Below are 19,529 nucleotides of genomic sequence, written 5' to 3'. Positions count from 1 at the left end.
GATCGATCGACGGGAATCGGACGACCGGCCGCTTCACGTTCGGCTGCTCGTCCATCACCGCCGGTGAGAGCGGCGCGGACCGGTACGCTCGCTGCGATGACCTCCGACGCCCTGCGCCGCGCCCTCACCGAGCCGGGTGACCCGCCGCTGCTCCCGTTGCCCGGCGTCGCGGTCGAGCTGCTGGCCGCCGTCGCCGCCCCGCCGCGCCTGGGCGCGCACCTGCGGCTGGTGCACGACGTCGCCTGGCGCCTGACCGCCGCGTTCGCCGACCGGTTCGCCGCGGTGCCGTTCGACAGGCAGGCGGTGCTGTTCGGCGCCGCGGTGCACGACCTCGGCAAGGTCGAGCATCCGGCCGAGCTGACCGGCCCGGGATCCGCGCACGAGGAGGCGGGCTACCAGTTGCTGCTGCGCTTCGGCGTACCCGAGGAGCGGGCCCGCTTCGCCGTCACCCACGCCGCCTGGCACTCCCCCGGCGTGCAGCTGGAGGACCTGCTGGTCAGCCTCGCCGACAAGGTGTGGAAGGGCCGCCGGGTCACCGACCTGGAGCAGCTCGTGGTCGACCGGCTCGCCGACATCACCGGCCAGGAGCGCTGGCAGACGTTCCTGGACCTGGACGACGTGCTCGCCGAGCTGGCCGCGGGCGCGGACCGCCGGCTGGCGTTCCAGGCCGAGCATCCGGTGTACGACTGACGCGCCGCTCGCCACGCAATCGGAACCGATTGACTTTCGATAGGTTCCGCGCGATAGTCGATGCATGCTTACTGCCACACGCGCGGTGACGCCGCTCCGCGCATTCCTGGTCCTGCTGTTCGCGATCCTGGTGCTCTTCCAGACCATGTCGCTGCCCGGCCAGTTCGCCCACATGGCCCGGGAAGACCCGGACATGGCGTACCTGCGATGGCCCGCCACCGCCGTGACGATCTTCTGGGTGCTGTGCGTGCAGGTGGTGATCGTCTGCACCTGGCAGCTGCTCACCCTGGTCAAGCGCGACCGCATCTTCACCGAGGCGTCCCTGGGCTGGGTCGACGGGATCGTCTGGGCGGTCGCCGCCGCCTGGGTGGTGCTCGTCGGCGTCTTCCTCTACGTCGGCTTCAACGCCGACGACCCCGGGCTGCCGCTGCTGCTGTTCCTGCTGGTCACCGGCGTCAGCGTGCTCGGGCTGCTGATGGTGGTGCTGCGCGCGCTGCTGCGCCAGGCCACCACGCTGCGCACCGACATGGAAGCGGTGATCTGATGCCGATCGTCGTGCGCATCGACGTCGAACTGGCCAAGCGCAAGATGAGCGTCGGCGAGTTCGCCGAGCGCGTCGGGCTCACCCCGGCCAACGTCGCCGTGCTCAAGAACGGCCGCGCCAAGGCCGTACGTTTCAGCACCCTGGAGGCGATGTGCCGGGTGCTCGACTGCCAGCCCGGCGACCTGCTCGAATGGGTCGCCGACGAGGAGGAGCGATGAGATACCTGGCCGCCGCCGTGGCCCTGCTCGCCGTCGCGCTGGGCGTCGCCGGCTTCGTGTACGGGGAGGCGGACGACTCCCCCGGCCTGCAGCTCCTGTCCGCGCTGCTCGTCATCGGCGCGATCGCCATCGGCGTACGCGTCGCCCGGCGTACCCGGTAGGGCCGACGCCCCCTCGACGCCGGCCCTGCCGCTCAACCCTTCACGCAGACGACCTGCTTGAGGTGGGCGACCACCTCGACCAGGTCGTCCTGCTGCGCCATCACCTCGGTGATGTCCTTGTACGCGCCGGGAATCTCGTCGACCACCCCGGCGTCCTTGCGGCACTCCACACCGGCGGTCTGCGCGGCCAGGTCCGCCGTGCTGTACGTCCGCTTCGCCTGCCCCCGCGACATCCGCCGCCCGGCGCCGTGCGACGCCGAGCAGTACGCGTCGACGTTGCCCTTGCCGCGCACGATGTACGACCCGGTCCCCATCGAGCCGGGGATGATGCCCAGGTCCCCCTTGCCGGCCCGGATCGCGCCCTTGCGGGTCACCAGCACGTCCACGCCGTCGTAGCTCTCCTGCGCCACATAGTTGTGGTGGCAGGAGATCGGCTCGTCGTAGCCGACGTGCGGGAACGCCTCCCGGACCACCTGGCTCAGCAGGGCGAGCATGACCGCCCGGTTGCGGCGGGCGTACTCCTGCGCCCACCACAGGTCCCGCCGGTACGCCTCCATCTCCGGCGTGCCGGCGAGGAACACCGCGAGGTCCCGGTCCGGCAGGTCGGTGTTGTGCGGCAGCCCGCGCGCCACCGCCATGTGCCGCTCGGCCAGCTCCTTGCCGATGTTGCGGGAACCGGAGTGCAGCATCAGCCAGACCCGGCCGGCGTCCGGGCCGCCCTGCTCCAGGCACACCTCGATGAAGTGGTTGCCGCCGCCGAGCGTGCCGAGCTGCCGCTGCGCCCGCGTCTGGAGCTGCGCGACCTTCCGGTCCAGCGTGCCGAACCGCCGCCAGAACTCGTCCCACCCGGACTGCTCCAGGCCCCGGACCCGGCGCGGGTCCACCGCGTCGTCGCGCATCGCGAAGCCGACCGGGATCGCCGCCTCGATCGCCGAGCGCAGCGGCGCGAGGTCGTCGGGCAGGTCGGCGGCGGTCAGCGACGTCCGCACCGCGGACATGCCGCAGCCGATGTCCACGCCGACCGCGGCCGGCGACACGGCCTGCCGCATCGCGATCACCGAGCCGACGGTGGCGCCCTTGCCGAAGTGCACGTCCGGCATCACCGCGACGCCCTGCACCCACGGCAGCGCGCCGATGTTGCGCAGCTGCCGGGCCGCCTGCGCCTCGATCGTGTACGGGTCGGTCCAGACCCGGACCGGCGCCCGGGTACCGGCCAGCGGGGTAAAACCCATCGTCGTCTCCTTGCTCGTGTCCGTCTGACGTAGGCCGTACGGGACTCGAACCCGTAGCCTCCCGGTTGAGAGCCGGGTGAGCTGCCCATTTGCTCCAACGGCCCGTGGACGGCGTACGCCGTCGGGGGATCTGCCCCGGACACGGAGAACCGCCCGGCTCCGGTCTGGGGACGGGCGGTTCGCGCGGATCGTCGCGCCGGCGCTAGACGCGCCACCACCCTGGTTGCCACTGCCGTTCCCGGCCCGTGCCCGATTCGGGCAGCAGGGCACCGGCGCGCGGCGCTTGCCGCTCGGCGCGGGTGCGGTTCTGCTGCGACACGGTGGACTCCCCTGGTGGATCAGATCGACGTTGCCCGCTCACGGTACGGCCGCCGCACACGGGCGGCAACACGAAATTCTCTGGTGGTCAGCCGGCGTGGGCGACCGGGTGGCGGCGCATCTCCTCCATGAACGGGTAGCGCGCGGTCAGCTCGGCGAGCGTGATGCCGGCCCGCCAGGCGGCCGCCACCTGGGCGACCTGAAGCAGGTCGGTGGCGTCGCCGCGGGCCTGGACGTCGCCGTCCACCCGCAGGTCGATCATGAAGTAGCGGGCCTGGGAACCGAGGCTGACGCAGACGACGCCCCGGGGCGAGGTCATCTCGGCGCAGGTGAAGCGGCTGCGCCCCTGCTCGGGCGCGGTGACCGCGCCGACGTCGAGCTGGTGCGCGGCGGCGGTCGCCACGAGCGCGGGCGCGAGACCGCCCGGCTCGACCAGGTCCGGGTAGAGGCGCACACCCAGTGCGGCGGACACGTCGCTCATGCCTGACTCCCACTTCCTTGTGACAGAGACCAGCAGCGCGCAGGTTACGGGTGTGTTACCGGCACGCACGGCCATCCTGTCCCGTGCGACCGCCCCGGGGCAATAGGAACGCCCTCATCGAACCCCTGCGGGGTACGCTGCCGCCTCATGGCGCACATCCGGTGTGACTTCTTCTCCGAGGCGCTCGGCATGGGCACCTCGATGACGGTGCTGCTGCCCGACCGGGGCGCCGCCGGGATCGGCATGGCGGCTTCCGGCGCGGACGGTGACCCGCCGGTGCTCTACCTGCTGCACGGGCTGACCGACGACGACACGGCGTGGACCCGGCAGACGTCGATCGAGCGGTACGTCGCCGCGCTGGGGCTGGCCGTGGTGATGCCGCAGGCGCACCGCAGCTTCTACTGCGACGAGGCGCACGGCAACCGCTACTGGACGTTCCTCAGCGAGGAGCTGCCCGAGGTGTGCCGGTCGTACTTCCGGCTGTCCGACCGCCGGGAGGACACGTTCGTCGCGGGCCTGTCGATGGGCGGCTACGGTGCGGTGAAGTGGGCGCTGCGCCGGCCGGAGCGGTTGGCGGCGGCGGCCAGCCTGTCCGGGGGGCTGAACGTGACGCGCCGCCGCCACCACCCCACCCGCCCGGTCGATCCGGCGGTGTGGCACACGGTGTGGGGCGACGACCCGGTGCCCGCGGACGACGACACGGTGGGGCTGCTGGAACGCTCCGGCGACGACCTGCCGGCGCTCTACGTCGCCTGCGGCACCGAGGACTTCCTGTACGAGGACAACCTGCGGTTCCTCGACGTGGCCCGCGAACGCGACGTGCCGGTCACCGTCGACTTCGGTCCGGGTGACCACGACTGGGCGTACTGGGACGCCCGCATCCAGGACGTGCTCGCCTGGCTGCCGCTGCGCGGGCGCTGACCGGGCGGGCTCAGACGCCGACGGTGCCGTCGATCGCCTCCCGGATGAGGTCGGCGTGCCCGTTGTGGCGGGCGTACTCGTGCAGCATGTGCAGCATGACCAGGCGCAGCGACACGTCCTCGCCCCAGCGGGCCTGGTGACCGGTCACGTCGAGCGAGGCGGCCTCCCGCTCGATGCGCCGGGCGTGCTCGATCTCCCGCCGCCACGCCGCGAACGCCTCCGCCGCGTCGGCGTCGCGGGCGTCGTACGCCTGCTGGAAGTCGCCGCTGTCCGACCACACCAGCGGCACGTCCTCGGCGGCGATGACCCGGCGGAACCAGGTGCGCTCCACCTCCGCCATGTGCCGGACCAGGCCGAGCAGGGACAGCGTGGACGGCGGCGACGCCTGCCTGCGCAACTGCTCGTCGGTCAGTCCCTCGCACTTGAGGGCCAGCGTGGCCCGGTGGAAGTCGAGGAACGCGCGCAGTGACTCCCGCTCGTCGGCGAGCAGCGGCGGGCCGATCCGTTCGGTCTCCATGAACGCCCAGCCTAGCTGCGATCGATCTTGGTGGAACAACCGCGTCACCGCAGTGACGAGCCGGCCACCGGGAAGTCGAACCAGGTGTCCGGGTACGGCTCGTCGACGTACCGGTAGTGCCACCATTCCAGCGGATAGTTCTCGAAGCCCTGCGCGGACATCAGCTCGCGCAGCAGGTCCCGGTTGGTCCGGACGGTGTCGCTGATCCGCGCGTCGGCGGTGTGGGCGCGCGGGTCGAAGCAGTCGAACCCGGTGCCCATGTCGATCGAGTCGTCGGCGAAGCGGCGGCCGGCCGGCTCGGTGCAGGGCACCAGCGGCTGGCCCGGCGCGTACGCGGCCTGCGGGGGCCCGGACACCGGTACCAGGGTCAGGTCGACGGTGCTGCCCCGGCTGTGCGCGGTGGGCGCGCCGATGTAGCCGTCGGCGAACAGCCGGTCCTTGGGCACTGCGGGGTAGAACTCGCCCTTCATCCGCTGGTCGCCGGCGAGTTTCGCCCAGGCGACGAAGTCGTCCGCCGCGCGCTGCGGGCGGTAGCAGTCGTACACCTTGAGGCTGTGCCCACCGGCGAGCGCGGCGGTCTGCACCCGGTGCAGCGCCTGCGCCGCCGGGCGGGTGAGCAGGCAGCGCGGTTCGGCGTACCCGTCGATCGGACGGCCGACGAAGTTGTGCGGGCCCGCGTACCGGATGTCGGTGCGGACGGTGGGGTCGACGGCGGTGAGGTCCACGATGTCGGCCGGGGCCCTCGGCCCGGTCGGGGTGGGCGACGGCGGCGCGGACGGCGACGGGGACGGGGACGGCCGCTGGCAGGCGGCTGCGAGCAGCGTGGCCGCCACGGCGAGGACCGCCGTCGCGCGTCTGCCGGTGCCCACCCGCCGTGTCTACCAGCCCCGGCGGGCCGGCATCGGCGGAATCGGTGGTCAGCCGCCCAGCGTGGTACGGAGGAAGTCGACGGCTGCGGCGTCGTCGTCGATGCCGCCCGCCTCGTGGCCGTTGAACCGCCACACCGTCAGGTCCTTGTCGCCGCGGTAGTCGTGGTAGGCGGCGTAGACGGTGGACGGCGGGACGATGTCGTCCATCAGCGCCACGGAGAACCGGGCGGGCGCCGTGGCGCGGCGGGCGAACGCGACGCCGTCGACGTAGCCGAGCGTGCGCAGCGTCTGCTCCTCGCGGTCGCGGTGCACGGCGAGGTAGTCCCGGATCTCCCGGAACGGCGCCGTGTCGGTGATCGTGATCGCGCGCGGGATGTCGCAGAGGAACGGCACGTGCGCCACCGCCGCGCGTACCGCCGGCGCCAGCGCGGCGGCGGCGAGCGCGGCGGCGCCGCCCTGGCTGTGACCGAGTACGGCGATCCGGTCCGGGTCGACGGCGGGCAGCTCGCGCGCGGCGTCCACGGCGCGGACCGCGTCGGTGAGGAAACGCCGGTAGTAGTACCTGTTCGGGTCCTCGATGCCGCGGGTGGCCATGCCCGGCGCCTGCGGCCCGGCGGCGGCCACGTCCGGGGTGTCGCCCCGGCTCCACTCCGAGCCCTGGCCGCGCGTATCCATCTGGAGGTGGGCGAAGCCGGCGGCGGACCAGAGCAGGTTCTCCAGCGCGTGGCCGCGCCCGCCGCCGTAGCCGACGTACTGCACGATCGTGGGCAGCGGCGCCGTCGCGCCGCGCGGCACCCGCAGCCACGCGCGGATCGGCTGGCCGGCGAAGCCGGGGAAGGTCACGTCGAAGACGTCGACACCGGTCAGCGGTGTCGGCAGCGGGGTCGCCGTCACGGGGTCGCCGCACGAGCGCGCCTGTGCCAGAGTGTCAGCCCAGAAGGCGTCGAAGTCCGGCGGTTCGTGCAGGTCGCTGCGGTAGGTACGGAGTTCGGCCTCGGTCAGGTCAGTGAACACGCCTCGGTTTTCCTCGTCGTTCGTCGGGGGTGGACGGCGAGCCGTCGGGAGATGACGGGGGCATTTCCGGAACGTTTCCGCAACTCGTGCGAACGCTAGGGCCGGTCCGGCCTGTCGTCAAGGGCTCGGCGTACGGCAAGATGTGCGTGGGGCGGGACGGTCTACCGGTCGGTTCCGGCAGCCGGCGAAGGGAACACGGGTGAGCGCGGACGACGAGCGCAGGGTGACCATCACCGCGATCGCACGGGAGGCCGGCGTCTCGGTCCCGACCGTGTCGCGCGTGCTCAACGGGCGTTCCGACGTCGCTCCCGACACTCGGGAGCGGGTCGAGGAGCTGCTGCGCCACCACGGCTACCGGCGCCGGGGCAGCCGTACGGTGCGCCGGGCGGATCTGGTCGACCTGGTCTTCAACGACCTGGACAGCCCCTGGGCCGTGGAGATCATCCGCGGTGTCGAGGACGTCAGCCACGCCGCCGGCGTGGGCACCGTCGTCTCGGCGATCCACCGCGAGTCCAGCTCCACCCGGCAGTGGCTGCACAACCTGCGCGCCCGCGCGTCCGACGGCGTGATCGTGGTGACCTCGCACCTGAGCCCGGCGGTCCAGGCGCAGTTGCGCCGCCTCAACGTGCCGGTGGTGGTGGTCGACCCGGCCGCCGGCGTGGCCGCCACCGACGTGCCGGCGATCGGCGCCACCAACTGGACCGGCGGCCTGGCCGCCACCGAGCACCTGCTCAAGCTCGGCCACCGCCGCATCGGTTTCGTGGCCGGCCCGCCGCACCTGCTGTGCAGCCGGGCCCGGCTGGACGGCTACCGCGCCGCGCTGGCCGCCGCCGGTGTGGCCGCCGACGACCGGCTGGTGCAGCCCGGCGACTTCTACCACGCCTCCGGCTTCACCGCCGGTGGCGCGCTGCTCGACCTGGACGACCCGCCGACGGCCATCTTCGCGGCCAGCGACCAGATGGCGTTCGGGGTGTATGAGGCGGTGCGCCGGCGCGGCCTGCGGGTCTGCGACGACGTGAGCGTGGTGGGCTTCGACGACCTGCCCGAGGCGCGCTGGGCCTCACCGCCGCTGACCACAGTGCGTCAGCCGCTCGTGGAGATGGGCCGGCTCGCCGCGCGTACCGTGCTGCGGCTGGCCCAGGGCGAGGAGATCGACTCGCCCCGGGTCGAGCTGGCCACCGAACTCGTGGTGCGCGACAGCACCGCGGGGCCCGCCTGCCGCTGACCCGGACCGCTCCTTTCAGTCCTGTTCCGGAATTTCCGGCTCGCGCAGAACCGGCCCGGTCGACATGGCGGCGGCCGCCGCCGCGGCGTGCCGGCGCCGTCGGGCCAGCAGCAGCGCTCCCCCGGCCGTCAGCACCGCGCCCACCGCCACCGTGACACCGGCGCCGGGCGTCGTGCCGGGACCCGAGGCGCCGCCGCGCAGGTCGGCGTGCCCGGCCAGGGCCGACGCCCCGCCCGCCGGGGGTGCGGTACGGTCCAGCTCGCCCGGCTCGACCAGCCGCCCGACCGAGGCGTCCCGGGGCTGCGCGAATCCCCAGTCCAGCAGCGCGGCGCCCTGCTGCCAGCCCCGCTGGGCGGTCACCTCGGCGCCGAGCAGCGTCACCACGAGCCGCCGCCCGCCGCGTTCGGCGGCGCCGACGTACGTGTGCCGGGCAAGGTCGGTGAAGCCGGTCTTACCGCCGATCGCGCCCGGGTACTGGTCCAGCAGCATGTTGTCGTTCGAGATCGCGAACGCCTTCTTCCGCAGCGGCGGCTGGGCCGGGATCTGCGCCGTACGGGTGGCGGCGTACCGGCGGAAGGCCGGGTTCGCGAAGCACGCCCGCGCGATCAGCCCCAGGTCGTACGCGCTGGTGAACTGGCCCGGACCGTCCAGCCCGGACGGGGTGACCGCATGGGTCTGCCGGGCGCCGAGCCGGTGCGCCTCCTCGTTCATCGCCCGTACCCCGCCGGTCAGCCCGTCCGGTCCGCCGCCGAGGCGGGCCAGCGCGTTCGCCGCCTCGTTGCCGGAGCGCAGCAGCAGTCCCAGCCAGATCGTCTCGATCCGGTAGCGCCCGCCCTCGACCAGCCCGACCGCGGAGCTGCCCGGTTCCACCGCGAGGTCCCCGGCGGTCACTGTGACCTCCCGGTCCGGGTCCAGCCGGGGCAGCATCGTGGCGGCCAGCAGCAGCTTCTGCACGCTCGCGGGCACCGCGTACTCGTGCGGGCCGCAGCCGCCGAGCACCGCGCCGCTGTCCAGGTCGGCGACCACCCAGGAGGTGGCGGTCACCGCCGGCGGCGCGGACGACGCGGGCGGGACGATCAGCCCGGCGGTGTCCAGCGCCGGGCCGCCGACAGCCCGCGCGGCCGGGTCGGGCGTGGGCGGCGGCTGCGGCGGCCGGGTCGCCGGAGGCGGCACGTTCGGGCAGGGCGGCGCGGACGGCAGCCGGCGTGCTGGTGTGCGGACGCCCGCCACGGCTGGTGTCGCCGACACCGGCACCAGCAGGGCAGCGGCCAGCGCCACGAAGGGTCCCCAGGTCCTCATGACCCGGACGCTAGCCACGCCGACCCGAACGGGTCACCGGCTCCGGGATTCGTGCCCCGGCCCCCGGGTCGCGCGGTACGCTCCTGCGCCCGCCGTGCGGCGTGACACGCCGGGCGCCGCGGCGTCCGGGCCGATCAGGCGTCAGGCGCGACGGCGGCCGCGGCGGCGAGGTCGGCCCCGGCGGGCGGCGACCACGCCCACCCGGCGGCTCCGGCGGGCGGCGAGCACCGCCACCACCCCGCCGACGGTGAGGGCCAGCAGGCCGGCGACCGGCACGATCATCCGCCAGTCTCCGTCGCCGATGCGGCGCAGCGCGGTCCCGGCCGGTCCCCGCCACGGCGGGGAGACGGTACGGGCCGGCTCGGCGGCGGGAGCGTTGCGGAGTTCCGCCGCCTCGGCGTCCCGCTCGCCCGGCTCCACCAGCCGGCCGACCGAGGCGTCCCGGGGCAGTCCGAAGCCCCAGTCGAGCAGCTGGGCGCCCTGCTGCCAGCCGCGTACCGGACGGGCCTCGGCGCCGAGCAGCGTCACCACGAGACGGCGTCCGTCGCGTTGCGCGGCGCCCACGTAGCTGTGCCGGGCCAGCTCGGTGAAGCCGGTCTTGCCGCCGAGCGCGCCGGGATAGCGGTAGATCAGCTGGTTCTCGTTCTGGATCTGGAACCCGCCCTTCTTCAGTGCGGGCTGGGCCGGGATCTGCGTGCGTTCGGTGAGCGCGTACCGGCGGAACGCGTCGTCGGCGAAGCACGCCCGCGCGATCAGCGCCAGGTCGTACGCGCTGGTGAACTGCCCGGGACCGTCCAGCCCGGACGGCGTGACGGCGTGGGTCTGCCCGGCGCCGAGCCGCCGGGCCTGCGCGTTCATCTCGGCGACGCCGGCCCGGGCGCTGCCGGCGCCGAGGCGGGCCAGCATGTTCGCCGCGTCGTTGCCGGACTGCAGGATCAGGCCCAGCCAGAGCGTCTCGACGCTGTAGCGGCCGCCGACGAGCAGCCCGACGGCCGAGCTGCCCGGTTCGATGTCGAGGTCGGCGCGGGTCGCGACGGCCACCTGCTTCGGGTCGAGACGGTTCAGCATGGTGGCGGCCAGCAGCAGCTTCTGGGTGCTGGCCGGCGTGCCGGGGACGTGCGGCCCGCACGCGCCCAGCACGGCGCCGGTGTCCAGGTCCGCCACCAGCCACGTGGTGGCGGTGACCGCCGGTGGCGCGGGACTGCCCGGCGGCGTGACCAGGCCGGCGCCGGCCAGCGCCTCCCCGCCCACCGTCAGCTGTTCCGGCGAGGACGGCGGCGGGGTGGGGCGGGGCGGCCGGCTCACCTTCGGCGCGGGCAGCCGGGGGCAGGGCGCGGTGGCGGCGGGCGCGAGGGCCCTTACGGGGGTGGCCGACGCCGGTGCGGGCGTCCCGGCGGCGAGCAGGGTGACGGCGGTGGCGACGGCCAGGACCCGGGCTCTCATGAGAAGGCACCATACCGAGCCCGTTGATCAGCTCCGGCCGGCTCACCGGGACCGTGACGCGGCGTTGATCATGCGGTCCCGGTCGGTGACCGGCCGGGGGTCAGCGCACGCCACGCAACCACCACCGTTGCCACGGCGTCTCCACCGCCCGCCGGTGGTAGCGGGACCGGATCCAGGCCACCGCCTGCCCGGGCGGCAGCCCGTCCAGCACGGCGAGGGCGGCGAGCGCGGTGCCGGTGCGCCCGACGCCGCCGTGGCAGGCCACCTCGACGCGCTGTCCGGCGTACGCGCGCCGCCACGCCTCCCGCAGCGCGTCGAGCGCGTCGGCACGGTCGGCCGGGATCCAGAAGTCGGGCCAGCGGACGCGCCGGGCCGGCCACTGCGGCTCGGGGCCGGGCGCCAGCAGCAGCGCGAAGTCGGCGGGCGAGGCGGGCGAGGCGATCCGGCGCCCGCGTACGGTGGCGCCGCCGGGCAGCGTGAGCAGGCCGGTCCGGTCGGTCCACGGTGTCGCGTCCATGGCTCATTCTGTCCGAACGCCGGGACACGTGAGTGCCCGCCGGACGTGGTCCGGCGGGCACTCACGATCGGGCCGGGTCGTCCCCGGCGTACCTCGGATCAGCCGAGGCGACGGCGACGCCAGGCCATGGAGGCCAGCAGCAGCACCGCACCGGCGGCGGCGAGGCCCCCACCGAGCTTCAGCGGCGTGCCGATGCTGTCACCGGTCACCGGCAGACCGCCGTGGTGCGGGGACTTGGTCGGCCGCGGCGGCAGGACGGTGCCGGTGGCGCTGGCGATCAGACCCGACGTCAGACCGGTGGCGGTGAACGTGTAGCGGCCCGGCCGGGTCGGGCGGTAGGTGACGGTGAAGTTGCCGTTGGCGTCGGCCGTCACGGTGAACGTGGTCGGCGCGGGCTGCGGCTGGGCCCGGTTGGGCGTGTAGGCGACCGGCGCCATCGCCACCGTGCTGCCGTCGCTGCGCCGCGCGGACCCCTCGGCCGGGGCGGCCGCGGGCAGGCCCGTGATCGCCACGTCGATGCGGACCGTCTCGTTCGGCGCGAAGCCCGAACCCCGCAGGGTGAACGTCTCGCCGAGCCGGATGGTGGTCGGTGAGACGGTCAGCGATGCGCTGTTGGGCGGGTAGACCGGGGGCTGCGGCTGCGCCGCCCCGGCCGCGGTCGGCACGGCCGCTACGGCCAGGCCCACCGTGAGCGCCATGATGATGCGGGATAGCCGCATGATGGTTTCCCTCCTACTGTTCACAGCTTGGTGCGTTGACTACTTGGGTGGTCCATGGGGTGACGGTTGGCGTGTGCACCAGCTCGGCCGTCCCGGCGCCGGTCTGGCCGGTGAGCACCGTGACGTCGAGCGTCCGGGTCTGCCCGGGGCCGGTCTCGACCTTCGCCACCGCCACCTGGCGGCGGCCGTCGGTGCCGCTGCCCATCGCGGTGTCCCGGCCGTCGAGCCGCCCGGTGAGGACGGCGCCCCCGGTGGGCGTGTGCACGGAGACGAAGGTGCGTGCGGTGTACTTGTCGCCGGACAGGGCCAGCCCGGTGACCGACTTGCTCAGGCCCGACTTCGGGGCGGTGGAGTGCACCGTGACCTTCAGCCGCAGCTCGCGGCGCCCGTCCGGGTGGCATTCGCCGACCGTCACGGTGGCCGAGAACCTGAGGTAGTAACCGAGCTTCGCGCCGCTGCCGTCGTTGAGGAACACGCCGACAGTCGGCACGGTGTCCTTCTCCGGGAGCTGACCCGCCAGCCGGGTGTCGGCCAGTGCGCGCTGCTCGTCAGATCGGACACTCCAGAACAATATCCGACGTTCATTGATGGAACGGCTAAAAACGGTCAAAAGTGACCGTGGGTCGACCGTCTTGGTGAACAAGGTGTCGAAAACGCCGGATGCGGCCCGGGCGAAGTACACGTCCTGGTCCTTCGTCTCCAGGTCCCGATAGGAGTCACTCAGCAGCGTCCGCACGGCGGTGGCGGCGGCCAGCGACGGACCGTCCGGCACGGTCACCGGACCGACCACGCCGAGCAGGTACGACAGGACCACCGGGTCCACCGCCAGTACGCCGTCCACAGTGGTGCCGGTCCGGCGGCGCACCATCTCCCGGTAGAGCGCGGCGGCGGCCGGGAAGTCCGGGTTGAGGTTCACATCCGCCGGGTAGATGCCCGGCAGCTCGCCCCAGAGCCGTTTCGCCTCCGCGCCGATCTTCAGCGGTGGGTCGAAGAACCGCAGGTCCGACGAGCTGCCCTGCTTCACCAGACGGATCCGTCCACCCTCGGCACGCAGCACGGCGTACGCGCCGAACATTCCGCCGGTGGCGCGCAGCTCGGCCGGGTTCTGCGAGACCAGCAGGTAGCTGCGCGGCCCGTCCGCGCCGAGCAGCGGCGGCAGCAGCCGCGCGCCCCGATCGGCCGCCGAGGTCAGCTCCCCGAGCTGGTCCAGCTCGGCGCGCAGCGCGGTGACCGCGTCGCGCACCTGCGTCACGAGGTCGTCCACCGGCACCTGCCGCAACCGCTGGGCGGTGGTGCGGACCGCCTGGTCGGCGGCCGAGACCTCGGCCGAGACGGCGCGCAGGCGGGCCAGGTCCAGCCGGCCCTGCTTCGGCACCAGCGAGGCCAGGTCGACCCGCAGCAGCGTGGGGAACGCGAGCCGGGCCAGGTCGTCCACCGCCACCGAGATCTGCCGCACCGCCGCCAGGTTGTCCCCCGCGTACGGGGCCTGCTGGCCGGCCCACCAGACCGGATCCCCGGTCGCGCCGCGCGCGGCGGCCGCCTGCTCCTGCAACGCGGCGAGCGTGCGCTGCGCCCGGGCGACGTCGCCGTCGAGCACCTGGGCGCTGAGCTCCTTGGCCAGCCCGGCGGCGTTGACCAGGTGGGCGCGGGCCTGCCAGCCCCGGAACGCGACCCAGCCGCCGGCGCTGAGCAGGACCGAGACGACGACCAGCCCGGTCAGCAGGATCCGGCGGACCCGGGCGCGCCGACGCCGCCGCGAGCGCCGCCGTCGGCCGGGCGCAGGACCGGGTCCGGACACAGAATCCTCCTACGGGACGAATAAGACAGTTTTCGCAATCGATTGCTTTCTAGCACGGATAAGCGGCCTTTAGCGGCGATTCCGCCCTTGTAGGGGGTTACATCGCTTCTGCGAGGTTTCCTCGGCTCGGCGCCATGCCCGCCGCCTCGTGCAGAAGGGCCTCGATCCGGTCCACGCCGGCCCGCATCGACATCTCCCGCAGGTAGACGCCCCGGCCCCGCCTGCCCATGTCGATCCGGGCGGCCGCCGGGATGGCGGCGGCCAGCCAGAAGCGGTCGGCGAGCGCCGCCCAGTCCTCCGGCGGGCAGGACAGCCCGGCACGGGCCCGCTCGACCAGTTCCGCGGTCTCCCCACCGGCGGAGGCCACCACCGGCGCGGCACAGGAGAGCGCGGCCTGGAGCTTGGCGGGCACTGTCCCCCGCAGCTCGGGCAGGTCGCGCTGCGCGACGAGCTGATAGTCCGCGGCCGCGTAGAGCTGCGGCATGTCCACGGCGGACCGCCGCTCCACGAACCGCACGTTGTCCGCGCCGAGGTCGGCGGCGAGCCCCCGCACCCGCCGCTCCTGCGGGCCGGAGCCGACCAGCACCAGGTCCATCCGGTCGCCGAGCGCCGCCGCCGCGCGGACCGCGGTCTCCAGGCCCTGGCGCGCGCCGATCGTCCCGGCGTGCATCACCACGCAGCGGTCGTCCCGGCGGACCATCTGACGGACGGCCGGACCGGCCTGGGTCGGGCGGAAGATGCGCTCGTCGGTCCAGTTGAGCACCGTACGCACCCGTGCCGGGTCGACCCCGCGGGCGCGAACCAGGTCTCCCATGGACGGCGAGCTGACCGCCACCACTGCCGCCTCCCGGTAGAGGCGGCGCGTGGCGGCCTCCAGCCGGGCCGGTTCCCGGTGGCTGCGCGCCGGGTCCGGCTCGTGCTCGGTCCAGACGTCCTGTACGTGCAGGACGGTGGGCGTACGGCCGAGCAGCCGCAGCAGCCCGGACGCCGCGAACGTGACCGCCGGGTGACCGAAGACGTAGAGCGCGTCGACGCCGCGCAGCAGGCCCGGCCCGGCGAGCGCGGCGCTGCCGGCGAAGGAGAGCCAGCTCGCGGTACGGCCCCGGGGCGAGCCGTCGCCCCCGGCGTACCGGGGCACCCGGCGTACGGTCAGCCGCTCGCTGTGCGTCTGGTGCCGCCAGCGCTGCCGCCAGCCGGGATAGACGTGGCCACCCGGGTAGTCCGGGAACCCGGTGAGCACCCGCACGTCGTGGCCCCGGGCGACCAACTCCTCGGCCAGGCTGCCCGGGACGAACGCCGGCTCCGGCGGGAAGTGGTACGACAGGATGCCGATCCTCATGTCCACGCTCCCGGCGCGGCTTGCCGGACGGGCGCACGGCGCGGCGCGTACGATTCCGGCAACCCCTCTGCGTCCGGCCGCGACCGCCGGAAGAACGCCGTCGCGGCACTCTGCGCCGCGACCGTGCCGACGAGAGGGGTGCAGATGGTCGACGAGGTCCTCTTCGTCTGCCACGCGAACATGTGCCGGTCACCGATGGCGGAGTTCATCGCCCGCCGGATGCTGGCCGACCTGCCGCTGGCGGTCGCCAGCGCGGGCACCGACGCGATCGACGGGGCCGCCATGCACCCGTACGCGGTCGAGGTGGCCGCCCGGACCGGCGCGGACCCGGCGGCCTTCCGCACCCGGCGGCTGCGCCCCGAGCACCTGACCGGCGCGGCGCTGGTGCTGACCGCGACCCGCCGCCAGCGCTCGGCCTGCACCGCGATGGCCCCGGCCACGCTGGCCCGGACGTTCACGCTCCGGCAGTTCGCCCGGCTGGCCTTCGAGGCCAGGGCGGACGAGGCGGAGGCGGGCACGCCGTTGCGGGCTGCGGTGTCGGCCGCCGTCCGCGCCCGGGGGCGGCTGCAACCAGCCGCCCCCGACGTGGACGACCTGCGCGACCCGATCGGCGGGTCGCCGGCCGACTTCCGGCGGTGCGCGGAGGAGATCGAGCGGTCGATCCGCCCCGTGCTCGCGCTCATCGCGAAAGCCGGGTGAGTTCCTGCGTCCGGTCGCCCCCGACGGCCTTGGCGCCCCGGCGGCTGCCGGCCCGGTCGGCCGGCACCGAAGGCGCGGCCGGCGGCACGACCACCTTGTACGCCTCGTACTGGTAGGCGTCCGACTTGGCCACCTTGGCCATGTTGAGCACGCAGCCGAGCAGGCGCACCGAGACCGAGCTGAGCGCGTTCGCGGCCGCCGCCACCTGGCTGCGTGAGGTCCGGCCCTGCTGGGTGACCAGGAGCGCGCCGTCGGCCTGCACGGCCACCACCACGCCGTCGGTGACGGCCAGCAGCGGAGCGGTGTCGATGACCACGATGTCGGCCGAGTCCCGCAGTGCCACCAGCAGGTCCGCCATGGACTTCGAGCCGAGCAGCTCGCTCGGGTTGGGCGGGGTGGCGCCGCTGGGCAGCACCAGCAGGGACTTCTCACCCCAGCGCTGCACCACGTCACCGACCTGGACGTCGCCGACCAGCACGTCGGTGAGGCCCACGCCGCCGTCGAGGCCGAGGTAGTCGGCCACCTTCGGACGGCGCAGGTCGGCGTCGATGAGCAGGACCCGCCAGCCCGCCTCGGCCAGCGCGATGGCGGTGTTGCAGGCCATCGTGGTCTTCCCCTCGCCCTGCAGCGCGCTCGTGACCGCGATGACCCGGGCCGGCTCGTGCACGTCGACGAAGCGCAGGTTGGTGCGCAGCTTGCGGACCGCCTCGGCCCGGGCGGACGTGGCCGCCGCGCCGACGATCAGCGGCGCCGCCTTCGCGCCGGTCTCGTACGGGATCTCGCCGAGCAGCGGGCTGCCGGTCACCCGTTGCAGCGCGGCACCGTCGCGCATCCGGACGTCGGCGAGCCCGCGCAGCACGGCCAGCGCGGCGCCGAGCAGCAGGCCCAGCAGGCCGCCCATGACGAGGTTGCGCGTGGGCTGCGGGGAGACCGGGTTGGACGTCACCCGGGGACCGCTGACGACCTCGATCTTGATCGGCGGGGCCTTGCCGTCCGGCGGCGTCTCCACCTTGCGTACCAGCTCGGTGAACTTCGTCGCGAGCGTCTCGGTGGTCTTCAGCGCCCGGGTCTGGTCGGTGTCGGTGATCGTGGCTTTGAGCAGGACCGTGCCGGTGGTGCTGGCAGTGCGGATCCGGCTGCGCACCTGGTCGGCGGTGAGGCCCAGCGGCGCGTCGGCCACCACGCTCTGCGCCAGCCGGTCGCTGGTGAGCAGGTCACCGTAGGACTTCACCCGCTGCTGGAGGAAGAGGCTGCCCTGGTAGGCGTCGGTGACCCCCTGGCTGGGCGTGGTGACGAAGAACGTCACCGAGGCCTCGTACCGAGGCGCTGTCCGGACCGTCACGAGCGCGGCGGTGCCCAGGGCGAGCATCACCGTCACCAACACGATCCACCAGTGGCGTCGGACCAGGCGCAGGTAGCCGAGAACGTCCATCACGCCCTCCCCCGCGACACGCCGGTCTGCCGATGAAACTGCACGAAAGCCCCCTAAAAGCCCCAGTACCCGTGCCAGGATCGAATCGCCTATTCACGACGTTACGTGACTGGACGAATGTAAACGACCGAACAGGCACAGAAGGTCTAATCCTTTTAATCCGGATAGGACACAGAGGGCAGCCCATGGATCGTGAAGCCAGCACAGCAGTGCGACCGCACCGCCGGATCACCCACCGCGCCGCCACCCTTTCCCTGTTAACGCTGGACACGGCCGCGTGGTGCGGAGGATTTCTCGGCGCCGCCTGGACGAGGTACGAGTTCGACCTGACCACCGCCGCCAGCGCCCGTACGCTCGGCCTCGCGCTGGCCTGCGCCGCGCTGTACGCCGCGCTCACGCTGCTGCGCTCCCGGATCTACGGCCGGTACCCGATCGGCAGCTCCGGTGACGCGCAGGGGTTGGCCGTCACCGTCGCGCTCGTCGCGGCCGTCGGCGCCGTCGCCGTGATGCCCTGGACGCGGCACCCGGTCCCGGCCAGCACGCCGCTCGTCGGCGGCGCGGTGGCGCTGGTGGTGATGGCGGCCGCCCGCGGACTCTGGCGCGCCCACGCCGACCGCCGGCCGCCCGCCGCACGGCACGCCGAGCGCTGCCTGGTCTACGGGGTGGACGCCGCCAGCGAGCGGCTCGTCCGGGTGCTGCTGCAGGACCCGGACAGCAGCTACCGGCCGGTCGGTCTGCTCGACGACGCGCCCGACAGCCGCGGCCTGCGACTGGAGGGGCTGCGCGTGCTGGGCGGCCGCGAGCAGGTCGGCCAGGCCGTCCGGACGACCGGGGCGCACACGGTGATCTTCTCGATGAGCGGGTCGGACCCGCAGCTGTTGCGCGACGTGCGCGCCCGCAGCCTGGAGGCGGGCGCCGCGTTCAAGGTGCTGCCGCCGGTGCGCGAGCTGCTCGACCGGCCGGTCGCCGCCACCGACGTACGCGACGTCCAGCTCACCGATCTGCTGGGCCGGGCGCACCGGGTGGCGGAGCTGAGCGTGGAGCGGGGCGGGCTCGCCGGCCGGCGGGTGCTCGTGACCGGCGCCGGCGGCTCGATCGGCTCGGAGCTGTGCCGGCAGATCGCCCGCTGCGAGCCGGACGAGCTGATGATGCTCGACCGGGACGAGTCGGCGCTGCACGCGCTGCAGATGTCGCTGCACGGGCGGGCCCTGCTGGACGGGCCGGAGCTGATCCTGGCCGACATCCGCGACGCCGAGGGCATTGCCCGGGTGATCGCCGACCGGCAGCCCGACGTGGTGTTCCACGCCGCCGCGCTGAAGCACCTCACGCTGCTCCAGCGCCACCCCGGCGAAGCGATCAAGACCAACATCCTGGGTACGATCAACGTGCTGCAGGCGTGCCGGGACGTCGCCGAGTTCGTCAACATCTCCACCGACAAGGCGGCCAACCCGGCCAGCGTGCTCGGCTACTCCAAGCGGATCACCGAGCGGCTCACCGCGTACCACGCGCAGCGGCTCAACGGCACCTACCTCAGCGTCCGGTTCGGCAACGTGCTCAGCAGCCGCGGGTCGGTGCTCACCGCGTTCCAGGCGCAGATCCGCGCCGGCGTGCCGGTCACCGTCACCCACCCCGACGTCACCCGCTACTTCATGACCGTGCAGGAGGCGGTGCACCTGGTGCTCCAGGCCGCGACCATCGGCCGGGGCGGCGAGGCGCTGGTGCTCGACATGGGCGAGCCGGTCCGGATCGCGGACGTGGCACGCCGGCTCGCCGCCGAGGCGGACCGGCCCGTGGAGATCGTCTTCACCGGGCTGCGGCCCGGCGAGAAGCTGCACGAGCACCTGTTCGGCGCGGACGAGGTGGACACCCGCCCGCTGCACCCGCTGATCTCCCACGTCCCGGTGCCGGAACTGGACCCGGACGAGGTGCGGACGCTGGACCCGTACGCCGACCCGGACGAGCTGATCAAGCGGCTGGCGACGTTCTGCGAACCGGCCGGCGCCGCCCTGCCGGCGCTGCCCGGCCAGCGCTGACCGCGGGCCGGTGAAACGCCCGCCCACGAGATGGGATGAGCGTCCCACCGGCCCGGCTCG

Annotated in this window: 20 protein-coding genes and 1 tRNA gene; 8 read left to right on the top strand and 13 right to left on the bottom strand. The window is 74.0% G+C overall.

Translation table 11 applies throughout. From position 1 onward, the window contains the following. Window positions 1-96 precede the first annotated feature (96 nt). From ACSDG8_RS00385 to ACSDG8_RS00370, 4 genes are all read left to right on the top strand, one after another. Window positions 97-690, top strand: a complete 594-nt coding sequence (locus ACSDG8_RS00385; RefSeq protein ID WP_210894648.1) for an HD domain-containing protein — start codon at window positions 97-99, stop codon at window positions 688-690. A 64-nt stretch (window positions 691-754) separates the two neighbouring features. Continuing rightward, complete coding sequence (locus ACSDG8_RS00380; RefSeq protein ID WP_116506070.1) at window positions 755-1,234, top strand: DUF2975 domain-containing protein; 480 nt, start codon at window positions 755-757, stop codon at window positions 1,232-1,234. Beyond that, window positions 1,234-1,452 carry a helix-turn-helix domain-containing protein gene (locus tag ACSDG8_RS00375; RefSeq protein ID WP_013476639.1) on the top strand — a complete coding sequence of 73 codons (219 nt, stop codon included), beginning with the start codon at window positions 1,234-1,236 and terminating at the stop codon, window positions 1,450-1,452. Before ACSDG8_RS00380 ends, ACSDG8_RS00375 begins: the two co-directional genes overlap by 1 nt. Continuing rightward, a complete protein-coding gene (locus ACSDG8_RS00370) occupies window positions 1,449-1,613 on the top strand; it encodes a hypothetical protein (protein ID WP_210894650.1) in 165 nt (54 codons plus the stop codon). The genes ACSDG8_RS00375 and ACSDG8_RS00370 overlap by 4 nt, the downstream gene beginning before the upstream one ends. Before the next feature lie 32 nt (window positions 1,614-1,645). On the opposite strand, the gene ACSDG8_RS00365 is transcribed toward ACSDG8_RS00370, so the two are convergent. From ACSDG8_RS00365 to ACSDG8_RS00355, 3 genes are all read right to left on the bottom strand, one after another. Then, window positions 1,646-2,845 (bottom strand): RtcB family protein, encoded by a 1,200-nt coding sequence (locus tag ACSDG8_RS00365; protein WP_210894652.1) that lies wholly within the window; start codon window positions 2,843-2,845, stop codon window positions 1,646-1,648. A gap of 30 nt (window positions 2,846-2,875) precedes the next feature. After that, a tRNA-Glu gene (locus tag ACSDG8_RS00360) sits at window positions 2,876-2,949 on the bottom strand. 302 nt (window positions 2,950-3,251) lie between these two features. Then, window positions 3,252-3,644 carry a hypothetical protein gene (locus tag ACSDG8_RS00355; protein ID WP_210894654.1) on the bottom strand — a complete coding sequence of 131 codons (393 nt, stop codon included), beginning with the start codon at window positions 3,642-3,644 and terminating at the stop codon, window positions 3,252-3,254. Window positions 3,645-3,791: 147 nt separating this feature from the next. Between ACSDG8_RS00355 and ACSDG8_RS00350 the strand changes: the two genes are divergently transcribed. Continuing rightward, the gene (locus ACSDG8_RS00350; RefSeq protein ID WP_439427501.1) at window positions 3,792-4,565 is read left to right on the top strand and encodes an alpha/beta hydrolase; all 774 of its coding nucleotides are present in this window, start codon (window positions 3,792-3,794) and stop codon (window positions 4,563-4,565) included. A 10-nt stretch (window positions 4,566-4,575) separates the two neighbouring features. Here the strand turns inward: ACSDG8_RS00350 and ACSDG8_RS00345 are convergent, their stop codons facing one another. From ACSDG8_RS00345 to ACSDG8_RS00335, 3 genes are read right to left on the bottom strand one after another with little or no spacing between them, the layout of a single operon-like run. After that, the gene (locus ACSDG8_RS00345; protein WP_210894658.1) at window positions 4,576-5,082 is read right to left on the bottom strand and encodes a DinB family protein; all 507 of its coding nucleotides are present in this window, start codon (window positions 5,080-5,082) and stop codon (window positions 4,576-4,578) included. A 44-nt stretch (window positions 5,083-5,126) separates the two neighbouring features. After that, entirely contained in the window at window positions 5,127-5,951 is an 825-nt protein-coding gene (locus ACSDG8_RS00340) for a M15 family metallopeptidase (RefSeq protein WP_210894661.1), read from the bottom strand. A 48-nt stretch (window positions 5,952-5,999) separates the two neighbouring features. Continuing rightward, window positions 6,000-6,965 (bottom strand): acetylxylan esterase, encoded by a 966-nt coding sequence (locus ACSDG8_RS00335; protein ID WP_210894663.1) that lies wholly within the window; start codon window positions 6,963-6,965, stop codon window positions 6,000-6,002. Window positions 6,966-7,164: 199 nt separating this feature from the next. On the opposite strand from ACSDG8_RS00335, the gene ACSDG8_RS00330 reads away from it, so the two are divergent. After that, window positions 7,165-8,190 carry a LacI family DNA-binding transcriptional regulator gene (locus tag ACSDG8_RS00330; protein ID WP_210894665.1) on the top strand — a complete coding sequence of 342 codons (1,026 nt, stop codon included), beginning with the start codon at window positions 7,165-7,167 and terminating at the stop codon, window positions 8,188-8,190. Window positions 8,191-8,205: 15 nt separating this feature from the next. Here the strand turns inward: ACSDG8_RS00330 and ACSDG8_RS00325 are convergent, their stop codons facing one another. The 6 genes from ACSDG8_RS00325 to ACSDG8_RS00300 form a co-directional block, all read right to left on the bottom strand. Beyond that, on the bottom strand, window positions 8,206-9,489 hold the full coding sequence (locus ACSDG8_RS00325; RefSeq protein WP_439427500.1) for a D-alanyl-D-alanine carboxypeptidase family protein: 1,284 nt from the start codon (window positions 9,487-9,489) through the stop codon (window positions 8,206-8,208). A 141-nt stretch (window positions 9,490-9,630) separates the two neighbouring features. Continuing rightward, on the bottom strand, window positions 9,631-10,932 hold the full coding sequence (locus tag ACSDG8_RS00320) for a D-alanyl-D-alanine carboxypeptidase family protein (RefSeq protein ID WP_210894669.1): 1,302 nt from the start codon (window positions 10,930-10,932) through the stop codon (window positions 9,631-9,633). A gap of 100 nt (window positions 10,933-11,032) precedes the next feature. Continuing rightward, on the bottom strand, window positions 11,033-11,449 hold the full coding sequence (locus tag ACSDG8_RS00315) for a protein-tyrosine phosphatase family protein (protein WP_210894671.1): 417 nt from the start codon (window positions 11,447-11,449) through the stop codon (window positions 11,033-11,035). Window positions 11,450-11,547: 98 nt separating this feature from the next. Next, entirely contained in the window at window positions 11,548-12,168 is a 621-nt protein-coding gene (locus ACSDG8_RS00310) for a hypothetical protein (RefSeq protein WP_210894674.1), read from the bottom strand. Window positions 12,169-12,181: 13 nt separating this feature from the next. Further along, entirely contained in the window at window positions 12,182-13,966 is a 1,785-nt protein-coding gene (locus ACSDG8_RS00305) for a DUF4012 domain-containing protein (RefSeq protein ID WP_210894675.1), read from the bottom strand. Between the two features lie 97 nt (window positions 13,967-14,063). Then, window positions 14,064-15,305, bottom strand: coding sequence for a glycosyltransferase family 4 protein (locus tag ACSDG8_RS00300; RefSeq protein ID WP_210894677.1), 1,242 nt, complete (start codon window positions 15,303-15,305; stop codon window positions 14,064-14,066). 144 nt (window positions 15,306-15,449) lie between these two features. Between ACSDG8_RS00300 and ACSDG8_RS00295 the strand changes: the two genes are divergently transcribed. Next, window positions 15,450-16,004: an arsenate reductase/protein-tyrosine-phosphatase family protein gene (locus ACSDG8_RS00295; RefSeq protein ID WP_210894679.1), complete on the top strand. Its 555-nt coding sequence runs from the start codon at window positions 15,450-15,452 to the stop codon at window positions 16,002-16,004. Here ACSDG8_RS00295 and ACSDG8_RS00290 read toward each other — a convergent pair. After that, a complete protein-coding gene (locus ACSDG8_RS00290; protein WP_210894681.1) occupies window positions 15,985-17,436 on the bottom strand; it encodes a polysaccharide biosynthesis tyrosine autokinase in 1,452 nt (483 codons plus the stop codon). The two genes, ACSDG8_RS00295 and ACSDG8_RS00290, sit on opposite strands and share 20 nt — an antisense overlap. Before the next feature lie 185 nt (window positions 17,437-17,621). Here ACSDG8_RS00290 and ACSDG8_RS00285 point away from each other — a divergent pair, with 185 nt between their 5' ends. Then, a complete protein-coding gene (locus ACSDG8_RS00285) occupies window positions 17,622-19,469 on the top strand; it encodes a polysaccharide biosynthesis protein (RefSeq protein ID WP_210894683.1) in 1,848 nt (615 codons plus the stop codon). The last annotated feature ends 60 nt before the right edge of the window (window positions 19,470-19,529 follow it).

It is taken from the genome of Micromonospora sp. LA-10 (assembly GCF_051853095.1).
In the GTDB taxonomy this organism is placed as follows: domain Bacteria; phylum Actinomycetota; class Actinomycetes; order Mycobacteriales; family Micromonosporaceae; genus Micromonospora; species Micromonospora echinospora_A.
This window is presented reverse-complemented; position numbering and strand designations above follow the sequence as displayed.